Source organism: Flavobacterium sp. UGB4466 (genome assembly GCF_903469665.1).
GTDB classification, from domain to species: Bacteria; Bacteroidota; Bacteroidia; order Flavobacteriales; family Flavobacteriaceae; genus Flavobacterium; species Flavobacterium lipolyticum.
Genome location: NZ_CAGKLC010000011.1, coordinates 1 through 21,141, shown reverse-complemented (window position 1 = coordinate 21,141; position 21,141 = coordinate 1). Strand labels below are relative to the sequence as shown.

The 21,141-nt window shown below is 36.1% G+C and carries 18 protein-coding genes; 17 read left to right on the top strand and 1 reads right to left on the bottom strand.

The features are described 5' to 3' along the window. The first annotated feature begins 8 nt into the window (after window positions 1-8). The 15 genes from JO950_RS04990 (at window position 9) to JO950_RS04920 (ending at window position 18,100) form a co-directional block, all read left to right on the top strand. Window positions 9-1,247, top strand: a complete 1,239-nt coding sequence (locus JO950_RS04990; RefSeq protein WP_202701602.1) for an NADH-quinone oxidoreductase subunit D — start codon at window positions 9-11, stop codon at window positions 1,245-1,247. Window positions 1,248-1,396: 149 nt separating this feature from the next. Continuing rightward, entirely contained in the window at window positions 1,397-1,927 is a 531-nt protein-coding gene (locus JO950_RS04985; protein ID WP_202701601.1) for an NAD(P)H-dependent oxidoreductase subunit E, read from the top strand. A gap of 2 nt (window positions 1,928-1,929) precedes the next feature. Further along, on the top strand, window positions 1,930-3,072 hold the full coding sequence (locus tag JO950_RS04980; RefSeq protein WP_202701600.1) for an ATP/GTP-binding protein: 1,143 nt from the start codon (window positions 1,930-1,932) through the stop codon (window positions 3,070-3,072). Further along, the gene (locus JO950_RS04975; protein WP_202701599.1) at window positions 3,065-3,739 is read left to right on the top strand and encodes a DUF3226 domain-containing protein; all 675 of its coding nucleotides are present in this window, start codon (window positions 3,065-3,067) and stop codon (window positions 3,737-3,739) included. Before JO950_RS04980 ends, JO950_RS04975 begins: the two co-directional genes overlap by 8 nt. A 1-nt stretch (window position 3,740) precedes the next feature. Then, window positions 3,741-5,108, top strand: a complete 1,368-nt coding sequence (gene nuoF, locus JO950_RS04970; protein ID WP_017494604.1) for an NADH-quinone oxidoreductase subunit NuoF — start codon at window positions 3,741-3,743, stop codon at window positions 5,106-5,108. A gap of 85 nt (window positions 5,109-5,193) precedes the next feature. Then, window positions 5,194-6,225, top strand: a complete 1,032-nt coding sequence (locus JO950_RS04965; RefSeq protein ID WP_173965355.1) for a 2Fe-2S iron-sulfur cluster-binding protein — start codon at window positions 5,194-5,196, stop codon at window positions 6,223-6,225. 3 nt (window positions 6,226-6,228) lie between these two features. Then, complete coding sequence (gene nuoH / locus JO950_RS04960; RefSeq protein WP_202701598.1) at window positions 6,229-7,281, top strand: NADH-quinone oxidoreductase subunit NuoH; 1,053 nt, start codon at window positions 6,229-6,231, stop codon at window positions 7,279-7,281. Between the two features lie 162 nt (window positions 7,282-7,443). Then, window positions 7,444-7,989, top strand: a complete 546-nt coding sequence (locus JO950_RS04955; RefSeq protein WP_026109775.1) for an NADH-quinone oxidoreductase subunit I — start codon at window positions 7,444-7,446, stop codon at window positions 7,987-7,989. Beyond that, a complete protein-coding gene (locus tag JO950_RS04950; RefSeq protein ID WP_017494600.1) occupies window positions 7,990-8,529 on the top strand; it encodes an NADH-quinone oxidoreductase subunit J in 540 nt (179 codons plus the stop codon). Then, a complete protein-coding gene (nuoK, locus tag JO950_RS04945; protein ID WP_017494599.1) occupies window positions 8,529-8,849 on the top strand; it encodes an NADH-quinone oxidoreductase subunit NuoK in 321 nt (106 codons plus the stop codon). Before JO950_RS04950 ends, nuoK begins: the two co-directional genes overlap by 1 nt. Before the next feature lie 6 nt (window positions 8,850-8,855). Further along, window positions 8,856-10,739, top strand: coding sequence for an NADH-quinone oxidoreductase subunit L (gene nuoL / locus JO950_RS04940; RefSeq protein ID WP_202701597.1), 1,884 nt, complete (start codon window positions 8,856-8,858; stop codon window positions 10,737-10,739). Between the two features lie 10 nt (window positions 10,740-10,749). Further along, window positions 10,750-12,189 carry a NuoM family protein gene (locus JO950_RS04935; protein ID WP_202701596.1) on the top strand — a complete coding sequence of 480 codons (1,440 nt, stop codon included), beginning with the start codon at window positions 10,750-10,752 and terminating at the stop codon, window positions 12,187-12,189. Between the two features lie 148 nt (window positions 12,190-12,337). Beyond that, entirely contained in the window at window positions 12,338-13,729 is a 1,392-nt protein-coding gene (locus tag JO950_RS04930; RefSeq protein WP_202701595.1) for an NADH-quinone oxidoreductase subunit N, read from the top strand. Between the two features lie 167 nt (window positions 13,730-13,896). Next, window positions 13,897-14,670 (top strand): Bax inhibitor-1/YccA family protein, encoded by a 774-nt coding sequence (locus JO950_RS04925; protein WP_017494595.1) that lies wholly within the window; start codon window positions 13,897-13,899, stop codon window positions 14,668-14,670. Between the two features lie 583 nt (window positions 14,671-15,253). Continuing rightward, entirely contained in the window at window positions 15,254-18,100 is a 2,847-nt protein-coding gene (locus tag JO950_RS04920) for a T9SS type A sorting domain-containing protein (RefSeq protein ID WP_202701594.1), read from the top strand. A gap of 81 nt (window positions 18,101-18,181) precedes the next feature. Here JO950_RS04920 and JO950_RS04915 read toward each other — a convergent pair whose 3' ends face one another. Then, window positions 18,182-19,735 carry an aldehyde dehydrogenase family protein gene (locus tag JO950_RS04915; RefSeq protein ID WP_202701593.1) on the bottom strand — a complete coding sequence of 518 codons (1,554 nt, stop codon included), beginning with the start codon at window positions 19,733-19,735 and terminating at the stop codon, window positions 18,182-18,184. A 181-nt stretch (window positions 19,736-19,916) separates the two neighbouring features. Here JO950_RS04915 and JO950_RS04910 point away from each other — a divergent pair, with 181 nt between their 5' ends. Both JO950_RS04910 and JO950_RS22205 read left to right on the top strand, forming a co-directional pair. Beyond that, entirely contained in the window at window positions 19,917-20,876 is a 960-nt protein-coding gene (locus tag JO950_RS04910) for an MBL fold metallo-hydrolase (protein ID WP_202701592.1), read from the top strand. Between the two features lie 50 nt (window positions 20,877-20,926). After that, the coding region (locus JO950_RS22205; protein ID WP_237732278.1) for a type II toxin-antitoxin system RelE/ParE family toxin at window positions 20,927-21,141 on the top strand (215 nt) is incomplete at its 3' end.

Sequence of the window (21,141 nt, the reverse complement as noted above, 5' to 3'; positions counted from 1 at the left end):
ATTATAAAATGTCAGAACTATTATTATCACCAGAGCATCGATATGCTAAAATAATTAAGGACAAACTAAACGAAGACGGAAGTGAACTTTCAGTACTTAATTTAGGTCCTACACACCCGGCGACTCACGGTATTTTTCAAAATATCCTGTTGATGGATGGTGAAAGAATTCTTGAGGCTGAACCAACAATCGGTTACATCCACAGAGCTTTCGAAAAAATTGCTGAAAATCGCCCTTTTTACCAGATTACTCCTCTTACTGACCGTATGAACTATTGCTCCTCTCCTATTAACAATATGGGATGGTGGATGACTTTAGAAAAATTACTAAACATTGAAGTTCCCAAAAGAGCACAATACCTTAGAGTAATTGTAATGGAGCTGGCCCGTATTACAGATCACTTAATCTGTAACTCGATCCTGGGTGTAGATACTGGTGCTTATACTGGTTTCTTGTACGTTTTTCAATTTAGAGAAAAAGTTTATGAGATTTACGAAGAAATTTGTGGAGCTCGTTTAACAACCAATATGGGAAGAATTGGTGGTTTCGAAAGAGACTGGTCGCCTGAAGCTTTCCGCAAACTAGACGTCTTTTTAGAAGAATTCCCTGTTGCCTGGCAAGAGTTTGTTAACTTATTCGAAAGAAACAGAATTTTCCTTGACAGAACCGTAAACGTTGGTGCTATCTCAGCAGAACAGGCAATGGCTTACGGATTTACTGGTCCAAACTTACGCGCTGCAGGAGTTGATTATGACGTTCGTGTAGCACAACCTTACTCCTCTTACGAAGATTTTGATTTTGTTGTTCCTGTTGGAAAATCAGGTGATACTTATGATCGTTTCTGTGTTCGTAATGCTGAAGTTTGGGAGAGTTTAAGCATTATTCGTCAGGCTTTGGCTAAAATGCCGGCAGGAAACGAATACCATGCAGAAGTTCCGGATTACTACCTTCCTCCAAAAGAAGATGTTTACACTTCGATGGAATCTTTAATTTATCACTTTAAGATTGTAATGGGAGAAGTTCCTGTACCGGTTGCAGAAATTTACCACCCGGTTGAAGGAGGAAATGGAGAAATAGGATTCTATTTGGTTACAGACGGAAGCCGAACGCCATACCGATTACATTTCAGAAGACCTTGTTTTATTTATTACCAGGCTTATCCGGATATGATTAAAGGATCTTTACTTTCGGATGCAATTGTTATTCTATCCAGTTTAAATGTAATTGCAGGAGAATTAGACGCGTAAAGATATTGTAGATTTTAGATTGCAGGTTGTAGATTGAAAAATCTAAAATCTAAAATCAGAAATCTAAAATTAAAAAAGATTGCAGAATATGGATTAATGGACAAAGATTGAAAAAATCTGAAATCCAAAATCTAAAATCTAAAATAAAAATGGAACGAAAACATTACAAACAAGAAATAAACATGACCGAAGCATTGATGTCCCGCATCAATGAATTGATCAGTCATTATCCTGAGGACAAAAGAAAATCGGCTTTGTTACCCGTTTTGCACGAAGTACAGGACGCTCATGACAACTGGTTGAGTACAGAGTTACAGGATAAAGTTGCCGAAATTTTGCACATCAAACCAATTGAGGTTTACGAAGTGGTTACTTTTTATACCATGTACAACCAAAAACCAATTGGAAAATACATGTTCGAATTTTGCCAGACTTCTTGTTGTTGTTTAAACGGTGCTGAAAATTTAATGGATTATACTTCTGAAAAATTAGGCATTAAAATGGGAGAAACAACTCCGGACGGAATGTTTACCATTGCCGGTGTAGAATGTTTAGGCGCTTGCGGATACGCTCCGATGATGCAGTTGGGAGATTTCTACAAAGAAAAATTGACAGAAGAAAAAATCGATCAGTTAATCGCTGATTGCAGAGAGGATAAAATAATATTACACGATAAATAAAAGTGCAAAACAATCATTTAACATATTTCAAAATCGAAAATTTCAAGAAGTTTGACTCTCTTGAGATACAAGATATTGGGCAATTTAATTTGATTGTTGGAGATAACAATGTTGGTAAAACTTGTCTACTGGAGGCTTTGCTGTTTGATAAAAGACCAAAAAACACAATCAATTGGTTTCATGAATTATTAATTAAAAGAAGACTAATTCCCAATTTATTTACACTCTTAAATGAAGAAAACAAAGAGTTAAATTTTGAGAGCAATACTTTTACTTTTTACCAGAAAAACAAAAAACGACCTATCGGTTTTCAGATAAATGAGGACAGATATTCAATTGAAAACATATTTGAAGAAATACATAAGACTTCAAAAGAAGATTTAAAAAATTTCACAGATAAGGTTAGTTTATTTGATTATGATGGTATAAGAAAGAAATCAAAAAACTGGATAGTTTTTAAAAATAATGATGATGTAAAGTTTTTACTAGACCTAACATCCACTTATTACGAAAACTTCATCAACAAACCCGAAAATAGCAAAATACCTAGTATTCCTTCATTAATGCTTAATGATGAATTAGAAAAGTTTTTAGGCAAACATTATGAGCAGATTTTTGTAAAATTAAATTTAGGCGTTAAAATTTCAGAGATAATTTTAAAATTATTTCCAAATATAGAAATTACCGAATTTCAAAGTTCAGAAATAAATCTACTTTCTTTCAAAAGCTTAATGATTAAAACAACCGAAAGAGATGAGTTTCACAATATAAGAGAATACGGAGAAGGATTTGTCCGAAGTATTTACATAACTATTTTATTATTGTCCAGCGATTATAATAAAATTATTATTGACGAAATAGATACTGGGATTCATCATACAAAACTAGTAGAACTTTGGAAAATTGTTATTCAGCTTTGTAAGGAATTAAACATTCAACTTTTCGCCACAACGCATTCTAAAGAATGCTCAGAAGCTTTTTTTCAAGCTTCTAAAGAATTGAACGAAACGATTCAAAACGATATAAGGTTAATTGAACTTTTTCAATCAAAAGAAACCGTTTTCTCTGGAACTGTTTCTGGTTTTGAAAACATAGAGTACTCAATTAAAAATTTACCATTTAGAGGAGAAAAGATATATGATTGATGTAGTTCTTTTGGTAGAAGACAAGAATGATGTTTCATTCTTTAGAGATTTTATATTAAAAAATTATTGTGACTCTGACATTAAAAAACAAAAGTATGTTACAGAGAAGGAATATGAAATTACGGTTGGTAACAAAAAAATTGTTGTTACTGACACAAATAAGGGAAGTACAGAAACTGAAAATACTGGTGGATGGGCAAAATTAAAAAATCAGATAAATTCAAATTTTTTTATAAAGCTTAAAGCAGAGAATGAAAACATAAAATTTATCTCTTTATTTGATGCAGATGAAGATAAAAGTGATAATATTTCCAAAAAAGAAAAAGATATTCAAGATTGGCTAAATGGAAAAAAAACCACAATTAATCGATTCTATCTACCTTTCAATAATAATGAAAGTCATAATTTAGAACAATTGTTAGAATTATCATTTAATAAAAATATAACCCCATGCTGGGATGATTTTATTTCCTGCATCGTAAATGATAGAAATGCCGACGCAACAATTCCATCTAGTAAGAAGGGGAAAATTATAGTATATAAAGATCTTTATTCAAGTATAAGGAATAAAAATAATGAGTATTTATCAGAAATGTGGAATTTAGATACAACTACAAATGAACATTTAAAGCCTTTAAAAGGATTTTTAGACCAATTTTTAAAATAAGATGTCACAGAAAATATTATTAGATAAAATCAACATTCCGGGTATTAAAACCTACGAAGTATACCGCCAAAATGGTGGATATGCCTCTGTAGAAAAAGCTTTAAAAACACTTACGCCGGATGAAGTTACTGAAGAAGTAAAAAAATCAGGATTACGTGGTCGTGGTGGTGCAGGTTTCCCTGCTGGAATGAAATGGAGTTTTATTGATAAAAAATCAGGAAAACCAAGACATTTAGTTTGCAATGCCGACGAGTCTGAACCGGGAACTTTCAAAGATCGTTATTTGATGGAATTTATTCCTCACCTATTGATTGAAGGAATGATTACCTCAAGTTATGCCTTAGGCGCTAACCTGTCTTATATCTACATTCGTGGAGAATATATGTGGGTTTTCAAAATTTTAGAAAGAGCCATCGCCGAAGCTAAAGCAGCCGGTTGGTTAGGAAAAAACATATTAGGTACAGGTTACGATTTAGAGTTACACGTTCACTGTGGAGCCGGAGCTTATATTTGCGGAGAAGAAACTGCACTTATCGAATCTCTGGAAGGTAAAAGAGGAAATCCTCGTATTAAACCACCTTTCCCGGCGGTTTCAGGACTTTGGGCCAATCCAACAGTGGTAAACAACGTAGAAACTATCGCTACTGTGCCTTGGATCGTAAACAATTCTGGTGACGATTATGCAAAAATAGGTATTGGACGTTCTACAGGAACTAAATTGATTTCGGCTTCAGGACACATTAAAAACCCGGGAGTTTATGAAATTGAATTGGGTTTAAGTGTTGACGAATTCATGAATTCTGATGAGTACTTAGGGGGAATGTCTTCTAGCAGACCTTTAAAAGCGTTTGTTCCGGGAGGATCTTCAGTGCCAATTTTACCTGCTGAATTAATTTTTAAAACAGCAAACGGTGAAGACCGTTTAATGACTTACGAATCTTTAAGTGATGGTGGTTTTGCTACCGGATCGATGTTAGGTTCCGGAGGATTTATTGTGTACAACGACACCGCTTGTGTGGTTCGTAATACCTGGAATTTCGCCCGTTTTTACCACCATGAATCTTGCGGACAATGTACGCCATGCCGTGAAGGAACAGGATGGTTAGAAAAAATATTGTGGAGAATTGAAAACGGTCAGGGCCGTGAAGAGGATATCGAATTATTGTGGAGCATTCAAAGTAAAATCGAAGGAAATACGATTTGTCCACTTGGTGACGCAGCCTCATGGCCGGTAGCCGCAGCAATTCGCCACTTTAGAGATGAATTTGAATATCACGTTCGTTTCCCGGAAAAAATTAAGAATAGAGATCACTTTGTAGCTGAACCTTTCTCACAAGTGAAGCATTTAGTAGGCAAACAAACAGTTTAAAAATATAGTTTAAAGTTTCGAGTTTTTTAGTTTCAAGTGAAAGCCTGGAACCTGAAACCTGAAACTAAAAAAACAAAAGTAAGAGATGAAAGTAACCATAGACGGTCAAAGTATAGACGTAGAGCCAGGAACAACAATCCTGCAGGCTGCACGTATGATTGGTGGAGATTTAGTTCCGCCAGCCATGTGTTATTACTCAAAATTAAAAGGCAGCGGTGGAAAATGCCGTTGTTGTTTAGTTGAAGTTTCGAAAGGTAGTGAGGCTGACCCAAGACCAATGCCAAAATTAATGGCATCTTGCGTAACAGGATGTATGGACGGAATGGAAGTAAACAGTAAATCTTCTGATCGTGTAACAGAAGCCCGTAAATCGGTAACAGAGTTTTTATTGATCAACCACCCGCTGGATTGTCCTATTTGTGATCAGGCAGGAGAATGTGATCTTCAGAACTTAAGTTTTGAGCACGGAAATCCGAAATCACGTTTTATTGAAGAAAAAAGAACGTTCGAACCGGAAGATATCGGTCCGAATATTCAACTGCATATGAACCGTTGTATCTTATGTCAAAGATGTGTACAAGTTGCCGATCAATTGACAGACAACAGAGTTCACGGAGTATTAGACCGTGGTGACCACGCTAATATTTCAACCGGAATTTCTAAAGCAATCGACAACGAGTTCTCAGGAAACATGATCGACGTTTGTCCGGTTGGGGCTTTAACCGATAAAACTTTCCGTTTCAAATCCAGAGTATGGTTCAACAAACCTTTCAACGCTCACAGAGAATGTACAACTCCGGGATGTTGTGGTAAAACAACCGTATGGATGTTTGGAGGAGAAATTCAACGTGTTACCGGTCGTAAAGACGAGTACCATGAAGTAGAAGAATTCATTTGCAACAGCTGTCGTTTCGATCATAAAAATGTAAGCGACTGGGTAATTGAAGGACCAAGAGAATTTGAAAAAGATTCTGTAATCAACCAAAACAACTACACTCAAAAATTAGAGAAAGTTGAAATCGATACAGAGAAAAATATCCTTTTAGGTAGAGATATTGATCGTAAAAAAATTAGTATGGCAGCAATTCCATTAATTACTAATGATAAAAAATCTTAAGAAATGGAAAGTGCATTTATTATAGAAAAAAGTGTCGTTATTGTTGTCGTTTTTGCGATTACTATGATTATGGCAATGTATTCTACCTGGGCTGAACGTAAAGTTGCTGCTTTTTTACAGGACCGTGTAGGACCAAACCGTGCCGGATGGGGAGGATTATTACAACCTCTTGCAGATGGTATGAAATTATTCTCGAAAGAGGAGTTTTTCCCCAATACACCAAATAAATTTTTATTTATCGTAGGGCCCGGAATCGCAATGAGTACGGCTTTAATGACCAGTGCTGTTATTCCTTGGGGAGACAAATTACATGTTTTTGGCCGTGATGTTTATTTACAGGCGACTGATATCAATATTGCGTTATTATATATTTTTGGTGTTCTTTCTGTTGGAGTTTATGGTATCATGATTGGTGGATGGGCTTCTAACAATAAATTCTCTTTGATGGGAGCTGTTCGCGCAGCTTCACAAATGGTTTCTTATGAAGTTGCCATGGGATTATCGATGATTGCTTTATTGATGATGACCGGAACTTTAAGCTTAAAAGAAATTTCCTTACAACAACAAGGAATGAACTGGAATGTTTTTTACCAGCCGTTATCTTTTCTAATCTTCTTAATTTGTTCTTTCGCTGAAACGAACAGAACTCCTTTTGACTTAGCAGAATGTGAAAACGAATTAATTGGAGGTTACCATACGGAATATTCATCGATGAAAATGGGATTCTATTTGTTTGCTGAATATGCGAGTATGTTCATCTCAGCCACTATTATCTCGGTATTGTTCTTTGGTGGATACAATTATCCCGGAATGCAATGGATGGTTGATAATGTAGGGGTAAACGCAGGAAATATTTTAGGTATCGCAGTATTGTTTGTTAAAATATGCTTCTTCATCTTTTTCTATATGTGGGTACGTTGGACGATTCCAAGATTCAGATACGATCAATTAATGAATTTAGGATGGAGAATTTTAATTCCGCTTTCCATTATTAACATTATGATTACGGGTGCTGTAATATTAAGACACGATATCGCAGCAGCTTTAGGATTCTAAGAACCGTAATGCCCTAGCCCTGATAGCAGCGGGATCCTTTTGTGATCTCGTTTTTGAACGAGACAAAAGATACAGCGGATAGCAGGATTAGCTTGAAAAGAAAAATAAAACAGATTTAATTTGTATCATACAAATAGTGAATCGTAAATCATACATTAAAAAATGTCAATAGAAACTATATCATTATCGGGTAGAAAAAAGGTGGTCTCTAACAAGGAGATGACTTTTATGGAACGATTGTATCTTGTGGCGATTGTAAAAGGATTGTTTATCACGCTTAAACACTTATTCAGAAAAAAGGTGACCATTCACTATCCCGAACAAGTGCGTGAAATGAGTCCGGTTTATCGTGGTCAGCACCAATTGAAACGTGATGAACAAGGTCGTGAAAACTGTACTGCCTGCGGATTATGTGCTTTATCATGCCCTGCAGAAGCGATCACAATGAAAGCCGCTGAGCGTAAAGCAGATGAAAAACATTTGTACAGAGAAGAAAAATATGCTTCAATCTATGAAATCAATATGTTACGTTGCATTTTCTGTGGTTTATGTGAAGAAGCCTGCCCGAAAGACGCCATTTACCTGACGACTTCAAAAGTTTTGGTACCTTCAAGCTATGAAAGAGAAGATTTCATTTTTGGAAAAGACAGATTAGTGATGCCTCTTGATGTGGCTATCAAAAATGCCCAACTTAATAATGCTAACTAAATGATACATATTCCCGATTTTGCACACGCAACAACTGTACAAATTATATTTTGTTTCTTAGCGTTTATTACGGTGATTACCGCTTTCCTGACTATTTTTAGCAGAAACCCAATTCATAGTGCTATTTACTTAGTGATTTGTTTTTTCTCTATTGCCGGTCATTATTTACTATTAAACTCTCAATTTTTGGCTATCGTACACATTATAGTCTACTCGGGAGCGATTATGATTCTGTTCCTGTTTACGATCATGTTGATGAACCTGAACGAACAAAAAGAAGTACACCGTCCCAGAATTACTCGTTTGGGCGCCATTGTTTCTTTCTGTTTGATCTGCATCGTATTAATTGCCATTTTTATCAACTCTAAACCAATTGTTGGCGAATACGACTCAACGGGTGAAGATTTCCAATCAATCAAAGTATTGGGTAAAATATTACTGAACGAATATATGGTTCCGTTCGAATTTGCTTCGATCTTGCTTTTAGTAGCCATGATTGGAACTGTATTATTGTCTAAAAAAGAAAAATTAAATAAATAATGGGTAATATATTAAATCAAATAGGTATTGAAAATTACATCTTTTTGAGTGTTGTACTTTTCTGTATTGGTATTTTTGGTGTATTGTACAGACGAAACGCTATTATCGTTTTCATGTCTATCGAAATCATGTTGAATGCTGTTAACCTTTTATTTGTTGCTTTTTCAACTTACCATCAGGATGCGCAGGGACAAGTCTTCGTATTCTTTTCGATGGCAGTTGCTGCAGCAGAAGTCGCAGTTGGATTGGCTATTTTAGTTTCGATCTTTAGAAATTTAGGTTCGATTAGTATCGATAATTTAAAAAATTTAAAAGGATAAATAAAAATGGATACCAATTTAGCTTTACTTTTAGTTTTATCTCCTTTTTTAGGATTTTTAATCAATGTTTTCTTTGGCAAGAGCTTAGGAAAAACCGTTTCAGGAATCATCGGAACTGCTGCTGTAGTGGTTTCTTTTGCTGTTACCCTTTTCTTTTTCAATCAGGTGAGCCAAACCAAACAAGCGCTTCAGGTTACTTTATTTGACTGGATTCAAATTAGTAATTTAAAGATCAATCTTGGATTTTTACTAGATCAGTTGTCTTTACTTTGGTTGCTTTTCGTAACCGGTATTGGATCATTGATACATTTATACTCTATCAGTTATATGCACGACGATGAGAATATGCACAAGTTTTTTGCTTATTTGAATCTGTTCGTTTTCTTCATGATTACTCTTGTAATGGGAAGTAACTTGTTAGTTTTATTCATCGGTTGGGAAGGTGTTGGACTTTGTTCGTACTTATTAATTGGATTCTGGCACAAAAACCAGGATTACAATGATGCTGCGAAAAAAGCTTTCATCATGAACCGAATTGGAGATTTAGGTTTATTAATCGGAATGTTCATACTAGGTGCTATGTTCTCTACTTTAGATTATGCTACTTTAAAAACGGCAATCGCAGGAGCATCGAACTTAAATATCCCATTGCTTTCATTAGCTGCTTTATGTTTGTTTATTGGAGCTTGTGGTAAATCAGCACAAATTCCATTATACACCTGGTTGCCAGATGCGATGGCAGGACCAACTCCGGTTTCGGCATTGATTCACGCTGCGACAATGGTAACCGCCGGTATCTTTATGATTACCCGTTTGAACTTTGTATTTGATTTAGCTCCGGACGTTCAGTCGGTTATTGCTGTTATTGGAGCTGTAACTTCATTAGTTGCCGCAACAATTGGTTTGGTTCAGACCGATATTAAAAAAGTATTGGCCTACTCTACCGTTTCTCAATTAGGTTTAATGTTTTTAGCCTTAGGATTTGGTGCTTATGAAGTAGCTGTTTTTCACGTAATCACACACGCTTTCTTCAAAGCTTGTTTATTCTTAGGTTCAGGATCTGTAATTCACGGTTTACACGGAGAGCAGGATATGCGTAAAATGGGTGGTTTGCGTAAAGCGATGCCTATCACTTTCTGGACGATGTTAATTTCATCATTAGCCATTTCAGGTGTTCCGTTTTTCTCCGGTTTCTTCTCTAAAGACGAAATTTTATTAACGGCTTTCCATCACAATATTCCTCTTTATGTAGTAGGATCTATTGCTTCGATCATGACAGCCTTTTATATGTTCAGATTGATGTTCCTTACTTTCTTTAAAGATTTCAGAGGAACCGAAGAGCAAAAACACCACTTACATGAAAGTGACGGATTGATTACTTTCCCTTTAGTGATTTTAGCTATTCTGGCTACTTTTGGAGGATTGATCAGTTTACCTGGAAACAGCTGGTTAAATGGTTATCTAGCCCCTCTTTTCACAAAAGTTGCAGGTGAAGAGCACCATTTAGGTACCACAGAATACACGTTAATGGGTGTTGCTGTTTTGGGTGGATTATTAGGTATTTTAATTGCTTATGTGAAATACTTCAAACAGGATAATGTTCCGGAAGCGGATGAAAACATTAGCGGTTTGACCAAAGTATTGTACAACAAATATTATGTAGACGAAGCTTACGATGCAGTATTCGTTCGTCCTGTTAATGCATTATCAAAATTTTTCAGAGACTATATCGAAACTGGTCTGTCTGCCCTTGTTTTTGGATTAGGAAAAGTAGCCAACGAATTGGCTTTTCAAGGTAAAAAATTACAAAACGGAAGTATCGGATTATATCTTTTTGCATTTGTTTTAGGGCTTTGTGCCATTGTTTCCTATATATTTTTAGCTAAATAATTTTACAACTATGAACGTTTCTCTTATATTAATTATTCTTCTAATTGGTGCATTTGCCACTTATTTTGTTGGTGACAAACTAGCATCAAAAGTAGCTTTGTTCTTTAGTTTGGCGGCTTTAGGTTGTTCAATTGTTTTATTAAATCATTTTTCAGCTGGTGAGAATATCAGCCTGATCAATACCTGGATTACTCAGCCAAAAATTTCATTTGCTTTAAACGCAGATGGTTTAGGTATGGCGATGCTTTTACTTACTGTAGCTTTAACGCCAATTATTATATTTTCTTCTTTTGGTAACGAATACAAAAATGCCAAAGGTTTTTATGCTCTAATTTTATTTATGGCCTTTGCTATGACAGGAACATTCCTGGCAGCAGACGGTCTTTTATACTATATTTTCTGGGAGTTGGCGCTTATTCCAATCTACTTTATTGCCCTTATTTGGGGGAATGGTGATGCCGAAGAACGCAGAAAAGCAGTAGTTAAATTCTTTATCTACACCCTGGCAGGTTCCTTGTTCATGTTAGTTGCTTTTATCTACTTGTATCAGAAAGCCGGAAGCTTCTTAATTGAAGATTTGTACAAATTAAATTTATCAGCTTGCGAGCAATTATGGATATTCTTAGCTTTCTTCCTTGCTTATGCTATTAAAATTCCAATCATTCCTTTCCATACCTGGCAGGCAAATGTGTACCAAAAAGCACCAACGGTTGGAACAATGCTTTTATCCGGTATCATGTTAAAGATGGGATTGTACAGTGTTATTCGTTGGCAATTGCCACTTGCACCATTGGCAGCAAAAGAATACATGAACATCTTTATTGCTCTTGGAATTGCGGGTGTGATTTACGGATCAATTGTAGCTTTAAGACAAAAAGACTTAAAGAAATTATTGGCTTACTCTTCTTTGGCGCACGTTGGTTTAATTGCTGCAGGAACTTACACCCTAACTATTGATGGTTTACGTGGAGCTGTATTGCAAATGATTGCTCACGGTTTTGTAGTAGTAGGTTTGTTCTATGCAGCCGAAATTATCTTCAGAAGATATGAAACCAGAGAAATTTCACAATTAGGCGGTATTCGTACACAATCTCCAAAATTCACCTCTATGTTTTTAATTTTGGTATTGGCTTCTGTTGCTTTACCAAGTACTTTTAACTTTGTTGGAGAATTTACTGTTCTGTATAGTCTTTCTCAAATTAATATCTGGTTTGCTGTTTTAGGCGGAACTACTATTATTTTAGGAGCTTATTATATGCTTAAAATGTTTCAAAATGTAATGTTGGGAGAAACCAATTCGAAAACTTTTGCTGACGTTTCTGTTAATGAAGGAATTTCATTAGTAGCGATTATTGCAGTGTTGATTTTCTTCGGATTCTATCCAAAACCAATTACAGATTTGATTACACCAAGTTTAGAAACGATTCTGAACGTTATCCATAAAAACTAAGATTTTAGAATACGGATTAACGATTTCTGATTTCAGATTTATAGAGAAACTTAAAAAGTTAAACACTGTAAAAAAATTAAAAAATATTTTAAATAAAAATAAATTAGGGCGTCATTAGTTTTAGATTTCCTAAATCAAAAAAACAAAAATGAATACATTAATAGCTATAACAGGATTGGGTATTTTCTGCCTATTGTTTGAAATTCTTAATTTAAGAAAGGCCATTGTTCCTATTACCATCATTGGTTTACTAGGTGTTTTGGCACTTAACTTTTACGAATTCGGATCAACAGCAAGTTACTATAACAATATGATTACAGTGAGTAAGTTCTCTGTGACATTTTCATCGTTGTTTATTGTGTTGACCATTTTCCTGGTAGCATTAAGTCATAATTTTTACGAAAATCATCCAACCAAAATCTCCGATTTCGTTGCGATCAAAGTATTTTTATTAGCCGGTGGAGTGGCTATGGTTTCTTTCGGAAACTTAGCGATGTTTTTCTTAGGAATTGAAATTCTATCAATTGCTCTTTACGTTTTGGCAGCAAGTGATCGTTTGAACTTGAAAAGTAATGAGGCTGGTATGAAATATTTCTTAATGGGATCTTTTGCATCAGGAATCATTTTATTCGGAATCTGTTTGATTTACGGAGCGATGGGAACTTTTGATGTAGCTGAAATCCATGAAATCTCTTTATCTGCCGAATTACCAATCTGGTTTCCAATCGGAATGATTTTGATGATTATTGGTATGTTGTTCAAAGTAGCAGCGGTTCCTTTTCATTTCTGGGCTCCGGATGTTTACGAAGGTTCTCCTGCATTGACTACTGCTTTAATGAGTACTTTGGCAAAAGTTGTGGCAATTGCGACGCTTTATAAATTGGTTTCTGCATTGAATTTCATTCCATCACTAGACAATCAGGATCTTTTAGGAACTTTTGAAACTATTGTTGTAATCGTTTCAATCGCTTCTATGACAGTTGGAAATATAATGGCATTGCGTCAGGTAAATGTAAAACGTATGCTGGCATTCTCAGGAATCTCGCATGCCGGTTTTATGTTAATGACTTTGCTAACGATAGCAACCTCAGCAGGTGTTTTATTGTATTACACAGCTGCGTATGCATTGGCCGGAATCGCTGCATTCAGTATTGTTTTATACGTATGTAAAAATCAGGATAACGAAGATATTACCAATTTCCATGGTTTAGGAAAAACAAATCCTCTATTGGCAGCAATCCTTACAGGTTCGTTATTGTCTATGGCTGGTATTCCTATTTTCTCCGGTTTCTTTGCTAAGTTATTCTTGTTCAACCAAACCATTCAGGCAGGATACATTGCTTTAGTAATTGTAGCGGTTATCAACTCCATTATTAGTGTTGGATATTATTTCAAACTAATCTTAGCGATGTACTCTAAAGAGCCGAATCAGGAACGTACAGGAAAACCTTTCCTTATTTATGCGGTTGCAGTAATTTCAATTGCTTTAAACATTGCTTTAGGTTTATTCCCTTCTTTAGTTTTAGATGTTTTAAAATAAAAAATTCAACATCAAGATACAAGCCGTCAATTTTCATTGACGGCTTTTTTATTTACAGGAATAAAGCTTCAAAACAATCGTCCCCAAACTGTTAAAAATTCCATAGGAATCAAGGCACATCAAAAAATATCGATTATATTTGATGAGTTTTTAAAACCAATTACATTATGAACTTCAATTCAAAAAATCCATTTTTAAGCAACAAGCGTTTCTCCTCTAATGCTGTTTCAAAAGCTGAAGAAGTACATCAGGCACAAATTATCGACTACAATCAGGAGATGACTTTATCGGGTACAATCAACAAAACGGCTATTTTGTTTTTAATTTTATGCGGATCGGCCATGGTAACGTGGTGGATGGCATTTAATGGGATGAATGTGATGCTGCCAGCTATTGGTGGTGCCATCATTGGACTAATTTTAGTTGTAATTTCAGCCTTCAAACCTCAGGCTTCTCCTTATTTAGCTCCTGGTTATGCTTTATTTGAGGGACTATTCATTGGAGGAATTTCAGCCATCTTTGAAGCCAAATATCCCGGAATTGTAATTAATGCCGTTGGCGCAACTCTGGTTACTTTTTTAGTATGCCTTGGTTTATATAAATTCAGAATCGTAAAAGTAACGGAGCAATTTAAGTCAGTTGTTGTTGCGGCAACATTAGCAATTGCTACTTATTATTTAATTTCATGGTTAGTCTCTTTATTCACAAGCTGGACTCCTGTTCATTACGGAAACTCCATGATGAGTATCGGAATTAGCGTTTTTGTGATTATTATTGCTGCGTTAAACTTATTCTTAGACTTTGATCAGATCGAAAAAGGAGTACAGCAAAGAATGCCAAAATTCATGGAATGGTATGGCGCAATGGGACTAATTATCACACTAGTTTGGTTGTACATTGAATTCTTACGACTATTATCAAAATTATCAAGCAAAGATTAATTCTTTCTTTTTCTCATAACCAAAGCCTTTTGAAATATTCAAAAGGCTTTTTTTTTATGCTCTTACCCCTCAGGCTAATGCCCACTCCATGTTAACACTATACTACTGTTTTAAGCTTTCAGCCTGCTTTAAAACTTCAATCTAATCAATACTGCAGAATTCACAGACACCTTTCTCTACTACTTTCTTTTTTCATCTCAAAAGGTATGAACGGCTGTAGAAAAGATGATTTTTAAATCACAAAATGCAACTTTTCCACCTCTATAACATAAATTACTCAAAATGTTATAAATCTATATTTTCGTTTTATTGCATTTGTTTTCTTTCCTCCAATATGCTCTCAAATGCAATAAAAATGCTACTTCACAAAACCCATCGTATTTATGTAATAAATTACAATTAATGCAATTTATTACATTATCACTATTTAAAAGTATAATTTTTTATCATTTTTACTTTTTTATAACAAATATTTTACACATATCGAAAAATAACATATTTTTGTGTAATCGATTACAAATTTGTTTATTGAAGCAATACCCAAAAAATCACAAAAAACTTTATTAACCAAAAAACCACAATTATGAAAAAAAACCTACTCATTCACCTGCTTTTACTACTTACAGTACCCCTATGGGCACAACAAGTACAGATTACCGAATCCTCGGGCTGGCTTGAATCGGCATTTGTTAAATGGCAGCCTGTAAGCAATGCACAAACCTACAATGTGTATTACTCCGGTAATGGAGTCACCGATAAAAAAATTGACGACCAATTGATCAGAAGTTACGGAAGTTATTTTCGTGCGGACATTCCGGGTCTAAAAGCGGGATCTTACACCGTTAAGATCAAACCAGTCATTTCGGGTGCAGAAGGTACTGGTTCAACAACAGGTTCGTTAACCGTTGCTGCCCATGATCGTAATGGATTTGCTTTTGAGGGCGGACGCGTTCCGGGAGGATACAAAGCTGACGGAACTCCGAAAGACAATGCGGTTATTTTATACATCACACAAAATACCAAAAACACTATTTCGATGAATATCACCGGAGCCAGTGCAAATCCTTGTGTTGGTTTACAAAATATATTGTATGCCATCAAAAAAGGAAAAGATACACGTCCGTTTATCATTCGTTTAATTGGAAATATTACCGACATGTCTGTGATGGAAGGCGGAGATGTTGTTATTGAAAATGCCAACAATGCAGCCAGTTACCTTACGATCGAAGGAATAGGAAATGATGCTGTTGCCAATGGCTGGGGCATACGTTTGAAATCGGCATCGAACATAGAGGTAAGCAATCTTGGTCTTATGAACTGTAACAGTACCGCGGGTGACAATGTTGGTATGCAACAAGACAATGACCACGTTTGGGTACACAACTGCGATTTATTTTATGGAAATGCAGGAAGCGATGCTGATCAAATTAAGGGAGACGGAGCTTTAGACAATAAAACATCAACTTACATTACCCTGTCTTACAATCACTTTTGGGACAACGGAAAAGCAAGTCTTTTGGGGCTAAGCGAAGGCACTACAAGTGGTTTGTACATCACCTATCACCACAACTGGTTCGATCATTCTGATTCGCGTCATCCTCGTGTGCGCTATTATTCCGCTCACATTTACAACAATTATTTTGATGGTGTAGCCAAATACGGTTCGGGGTCTACATTAGGATCTTCGTTATTCATAGAAGGAAATTACTTCCGCAACAGCAAGCACCCCATGTTAACTTCTTTGCAGGGTACTGATATCTGGGACGAAGCCAATCAGGTAAACAATGCCGGAACTATGGGAACTTTCTCAGGGGAAACCGGAGGATCAATTAAAGCTTTCAACAATACCTTTGATGCTTCAAACGGAACGAATAGCATGCGTTTCGTTGCTTATAACGATCCTAATCCGTTATACAATATTTCAGGAAAAATTAGCTCAACAACCGACTTTGATGCTTATGTTGCCACGACAAGAGGTGAAACAGTAAGCAGCGCTGTTAAATCAAAATCGGGAGCCAATACCTACAATAACTTTGATACTGATGCTTCACTATACGTTAAAAATTTAATCCTCGAACAACCGGCGACTGCTAAAACAAAAGTAACTCAATACGCCGGACGTGTTTCGGGAGGCGATTTAAAATGGACTTTTGATAATAGTGTAGATGACACCTCTTCACTTGTAATCACCGCACTGAAATCGGCACTTACCAATTACACCGGAACTTTAGTGGCTGTTCAGGGAGAAGGCAATCCGCCTACAAGTTCTCAAACCCTAACGGCAACTGCCAATAACAATCAAACTGTAACCAGCGGTACTGCTATCGGAACGATTGTTTACACTTGGGGAGGCGACGCAACAGATGCAACGGTTACCGGACTTCCGGCGTCAGGAATTAGTTTTATAAAAAATGCCAGCGCCAAAACCATTACTATTACCGGAACTCCAACCGCTACTGTTTCTTACTCTATCGCCACTACCGGAACAGGAACTCCGGCAACGGGTTCAGGAACCATTACAGTAACCACAGCCGGCACGCAAACACTGACATCCACAAACAATAACAGTCAAACAGTTGCCAGCGGAAACGCAATTGCAACGATTGTTTTTACCTGGGGAGGAACTGCAACAGATGCAACAATTACAGGATTGCCTGCTTCAGGAATTAGTTTTGTAAAAAATACCAGTGCCAAAACGATCACCATTACAGGAACTCCAAGTGCTAACGTGTCGTATTCGATAGCTACAACCGGAACCGGAACTCCAGCAACAGGTTCAGGAACTATTACTGTTACTACCGGAACACCTGCCGGAGATGAGATTCATAACTTTACAACATCCGGAAAAACAAGTTCATTTTACACTATTACGGGAAATATGAATTCAACTAACGGATCAGTAACCTATGCGGGATTAACTCTTACAGCACGTCTCAAAATAGAATCAAATACTACCATTACCTATACTACTACGAGTCCTTCAACATTAACCTTGGTTTTCGACTCTAACTTTACCGGAACGATCAAAGTAAATAATGTCTCATACACTGCATCAGCCGGAAGGGTGACGGCTTCAATTCCTGCAGGATCCAATACCATTACAAAAGGTTCTGTTGCCAATTTGTTCTACATCAGTACAGAATACAATAGCGCAAGTACGCTAAGAACAACACAAACAGCTGAAATTCCTGCAGAATCAAAAGCTTCAAAGGTGATTTTATATCCAAATCCGGCTTCAAATGTTTTATACTTCTCCGAATCAGCGCAAAGTATAGAAAAAGTTCAGGTATACAATATGTCGGGAACTTTAGTAAAAAGTGTAGGCAAAAATGTTGAAAGCATTGATGTAAGTAATTTAATTTCGGGTACCTACTTAGTAAAAGTTTATACTAATGAAGGCTCGTTCAACCAAACTGTTCTAAAAAAATAAAGCACTCAATAGCTTAAAATTCAAAAAGGCTTCCAAATTTGGAAGCCTTTTGTACTTTATAACTGTTATTAAAAACGAATTCTACAAATCAAATTTAATTCCTTGTGCCAAAGGCAGACTCGTTGTATAATTGATTGTATTGGTCTGACGACGCATGTAAATTTTCCAGGCATCAGATCCTGACTCACGACCACCTCCGGTTTCTTTTTCTCCACCAAAAGCACCTCCAATTTCAGCACCAGAAGTTCCGATATTTACATTCGCAATTCCGCAATCAGAACCCACTACTGATAAAAATCTTTCTGCTTCACGCAAATTATTGGTCATAATTGCTGATGACAATCCCTGTGCAACTCCGTTTTGAAGATCAATAGCGTTATCCACTTCTCCTGAATATTTAATCAGATACAACACTGGAGCAAATGTCTCGTGCTGCACAATTTCAAATGAATTCTGAGCTTCGGCAATTGCAGGTTTTACGTAACAGCCGCTTTCGTAACCTTCTCCCGAAAGGACTCCGCCTTCTACTAATACTTTCCCTCCTTCGGCAACCACTTTGTTCAAAGCAAGTGCATACATTTCAACTGCATGCGTGTCAATAAGCGGTCCAACATGATTGTTTTCATCCAATGGGTTTCCAATTCTTAATTGTTTATAAGCAGCAACCAAGGCATCCTTTACTTTATCGTAAATACTTTCGTGAATGATTAATCGTCTTGTCGATGTACAACGTTGTCCCGCTGTACCCACAGCTCCGAAAACAGCACCAATAACGGTCATTTTAATATCGGCATCCGGAGTAACGATGATCGCATTATTTCCCCCTAACTCTAACAATGATTTCCCTAAACGTCCGGCAACAGCCTGCGCTACAATTTTCCCCATACGGGTTGAGCCTGTAGCCGAAACCAATGGTACTCTCGTATCTGCTGTCATTAATTCTCCAATTTTATAGTCGCCATTGATCAAACAAGAGATTCCTTCCGGTAAATTATTTTCTTTGATCACCTGAGCGATAATGTTCTGACAGGCAATTCCGCAAAGAGGTGTTTTTTCAGAAGGCTTCCAAACACAAACATCTCCGGAAATCCACGCCAAAGCCGTGTTCCACGACCAAACTGCAACCGGAAAGTTAAATGCCGAAATGATTCCCACAACTCCTAACGAATGGTATTGCTCGTACATACGGTGTCCCGGTCTTTCGGAATGCATTGTTAATCCGTGAAGCTGACGCGATAAACCAACTGCAAAATCACAGATATCAATCATTTCCTGTACTTCACCGTAACCTTCTTGCAATGATTTACCCATTTCGTAGGAAACCAACTTACCAAGCGCTTCTTTATTGTCACGAAGCTTTTGTCCAAACTGACGCACAATTTCTCCACGTTGTGGTGCAGGAATTAAACGAAAACTTTTAAAAGCTTCTGTAGCTGCCTGCATAACTTTTTCATAATCCTGAGGCGTCGACATTTTTACTGATGCTATTAATTTTCCATCAACCGGTGAAAAGCTGTTTAAAATTTCTCCTGAAGAAAAATTCTCCAGCCCCGTTGATGTTCCTTCGTTTATTGATTTGATGCCCAATTTTTCCAGAGCCTCATTCATTCCAAACTGTGATGCTATTGTTGTCATTGTAACTTTTTTTGTTAAAATTGTTATATTTTTATGTAAAGATATTATTTCGGACCGAAAATAGACCAAACTAATTTGTTAAAATCAGGTAAATTTAGCTTTAATTAAAATGAATCACAGCTTTCTATCATGATTTATTCGTCTTAATTGATGAAATTTGTGGTACTAAAATTACTCTAATATGTCTATTCTTAACCGATTTTTAATCTGTTTCCTTTTAATTTCAGTTCAGGCCTTTTCTCAAAAAGAAAAAAAATCTTCCTTTCAGGTAGTTCCGTTAGGCATAAAAGGAGGAATAGATGAGAAGAATCTTTCAGCCTATTTAGTTGCCCCTACTCACACCAATGATTTTATCTGTTTAGATGCCGGAACTGTGAATGCCGGAATTGAAAAAGCAATTGAAAACAAGGTTTTTAAAGTTTCAACCAGCGAAGTTTTACGAAAATACATTAAAGGTTATTTTGTTTCTCATGCCCATTTAGATCATGTTTCGGGTTTAATTATAAACTCTCCTGCTGATTCTTCCAAGACGGTTTATGCCACTGAAAAATGTATGGAAATGATGGAAAATCACTATTTCAATGATCAAACCTGGGCCAATTTTGGAGATAAAGGTCCCGGAACTCCATTAAAAAAATACCATTTTCAGACTTTAAATATAGCAGAAGAAATTCCGATTACCAATACCACGATGACGGCAAAAGCATTTCCGTTAAGTCATGTGAATCCGTTTGAAAGCACTGCCTTCTTAATTAAAAATGGTGAATCGTATGTACTCTATCTGGGCGATACCGGTCCTGATGCTGTAGAGAAAAGCGATAAATTAAAGTCTCTTTGGACAGCAATTGCGCCTTTGATTAAAAGCAAACAATTAAAAGGTATTTTTATTGAGGTTTCCTTCCCAAATGAACAACCGGATCAGTTTTTATTCGGACATCTGACTCCAAATTATCTCATGAAAGAGCTTCATGTCTTAGAAGAATTAGCAGGAAAAGGTACTTTGAATGGTTTTCCTATTATTGTGACTCATCTAAAGCCACCCACTAAAAATATTATAAAACTTAAAGAACAGCTGCAAAAACAAAATGACTTAAAGGTTAAAATTATTTATCCTGAACAAGGAAAAAGATTTGAATTGTAAATACTTTTGTAGGTGTTTTTCTATAAATTTACTAAGCTAATTTTTTAATAATGAAAATTGTTTGGTCAACAAAAGCTAAATATACTTTTTATACAACACGTAATTATTTAATTCAATATAGAAATATTGAAATCGCACAAAAATTTGTGAATGAAGTTTTACGAAGTACTAATTTAATTTCGAAAAATCCCCATTTAGGAAAGTTTAGGTATGATTTAGAATGTAATGAAATATTTATTACAAAACATATATCACTCTATTATGT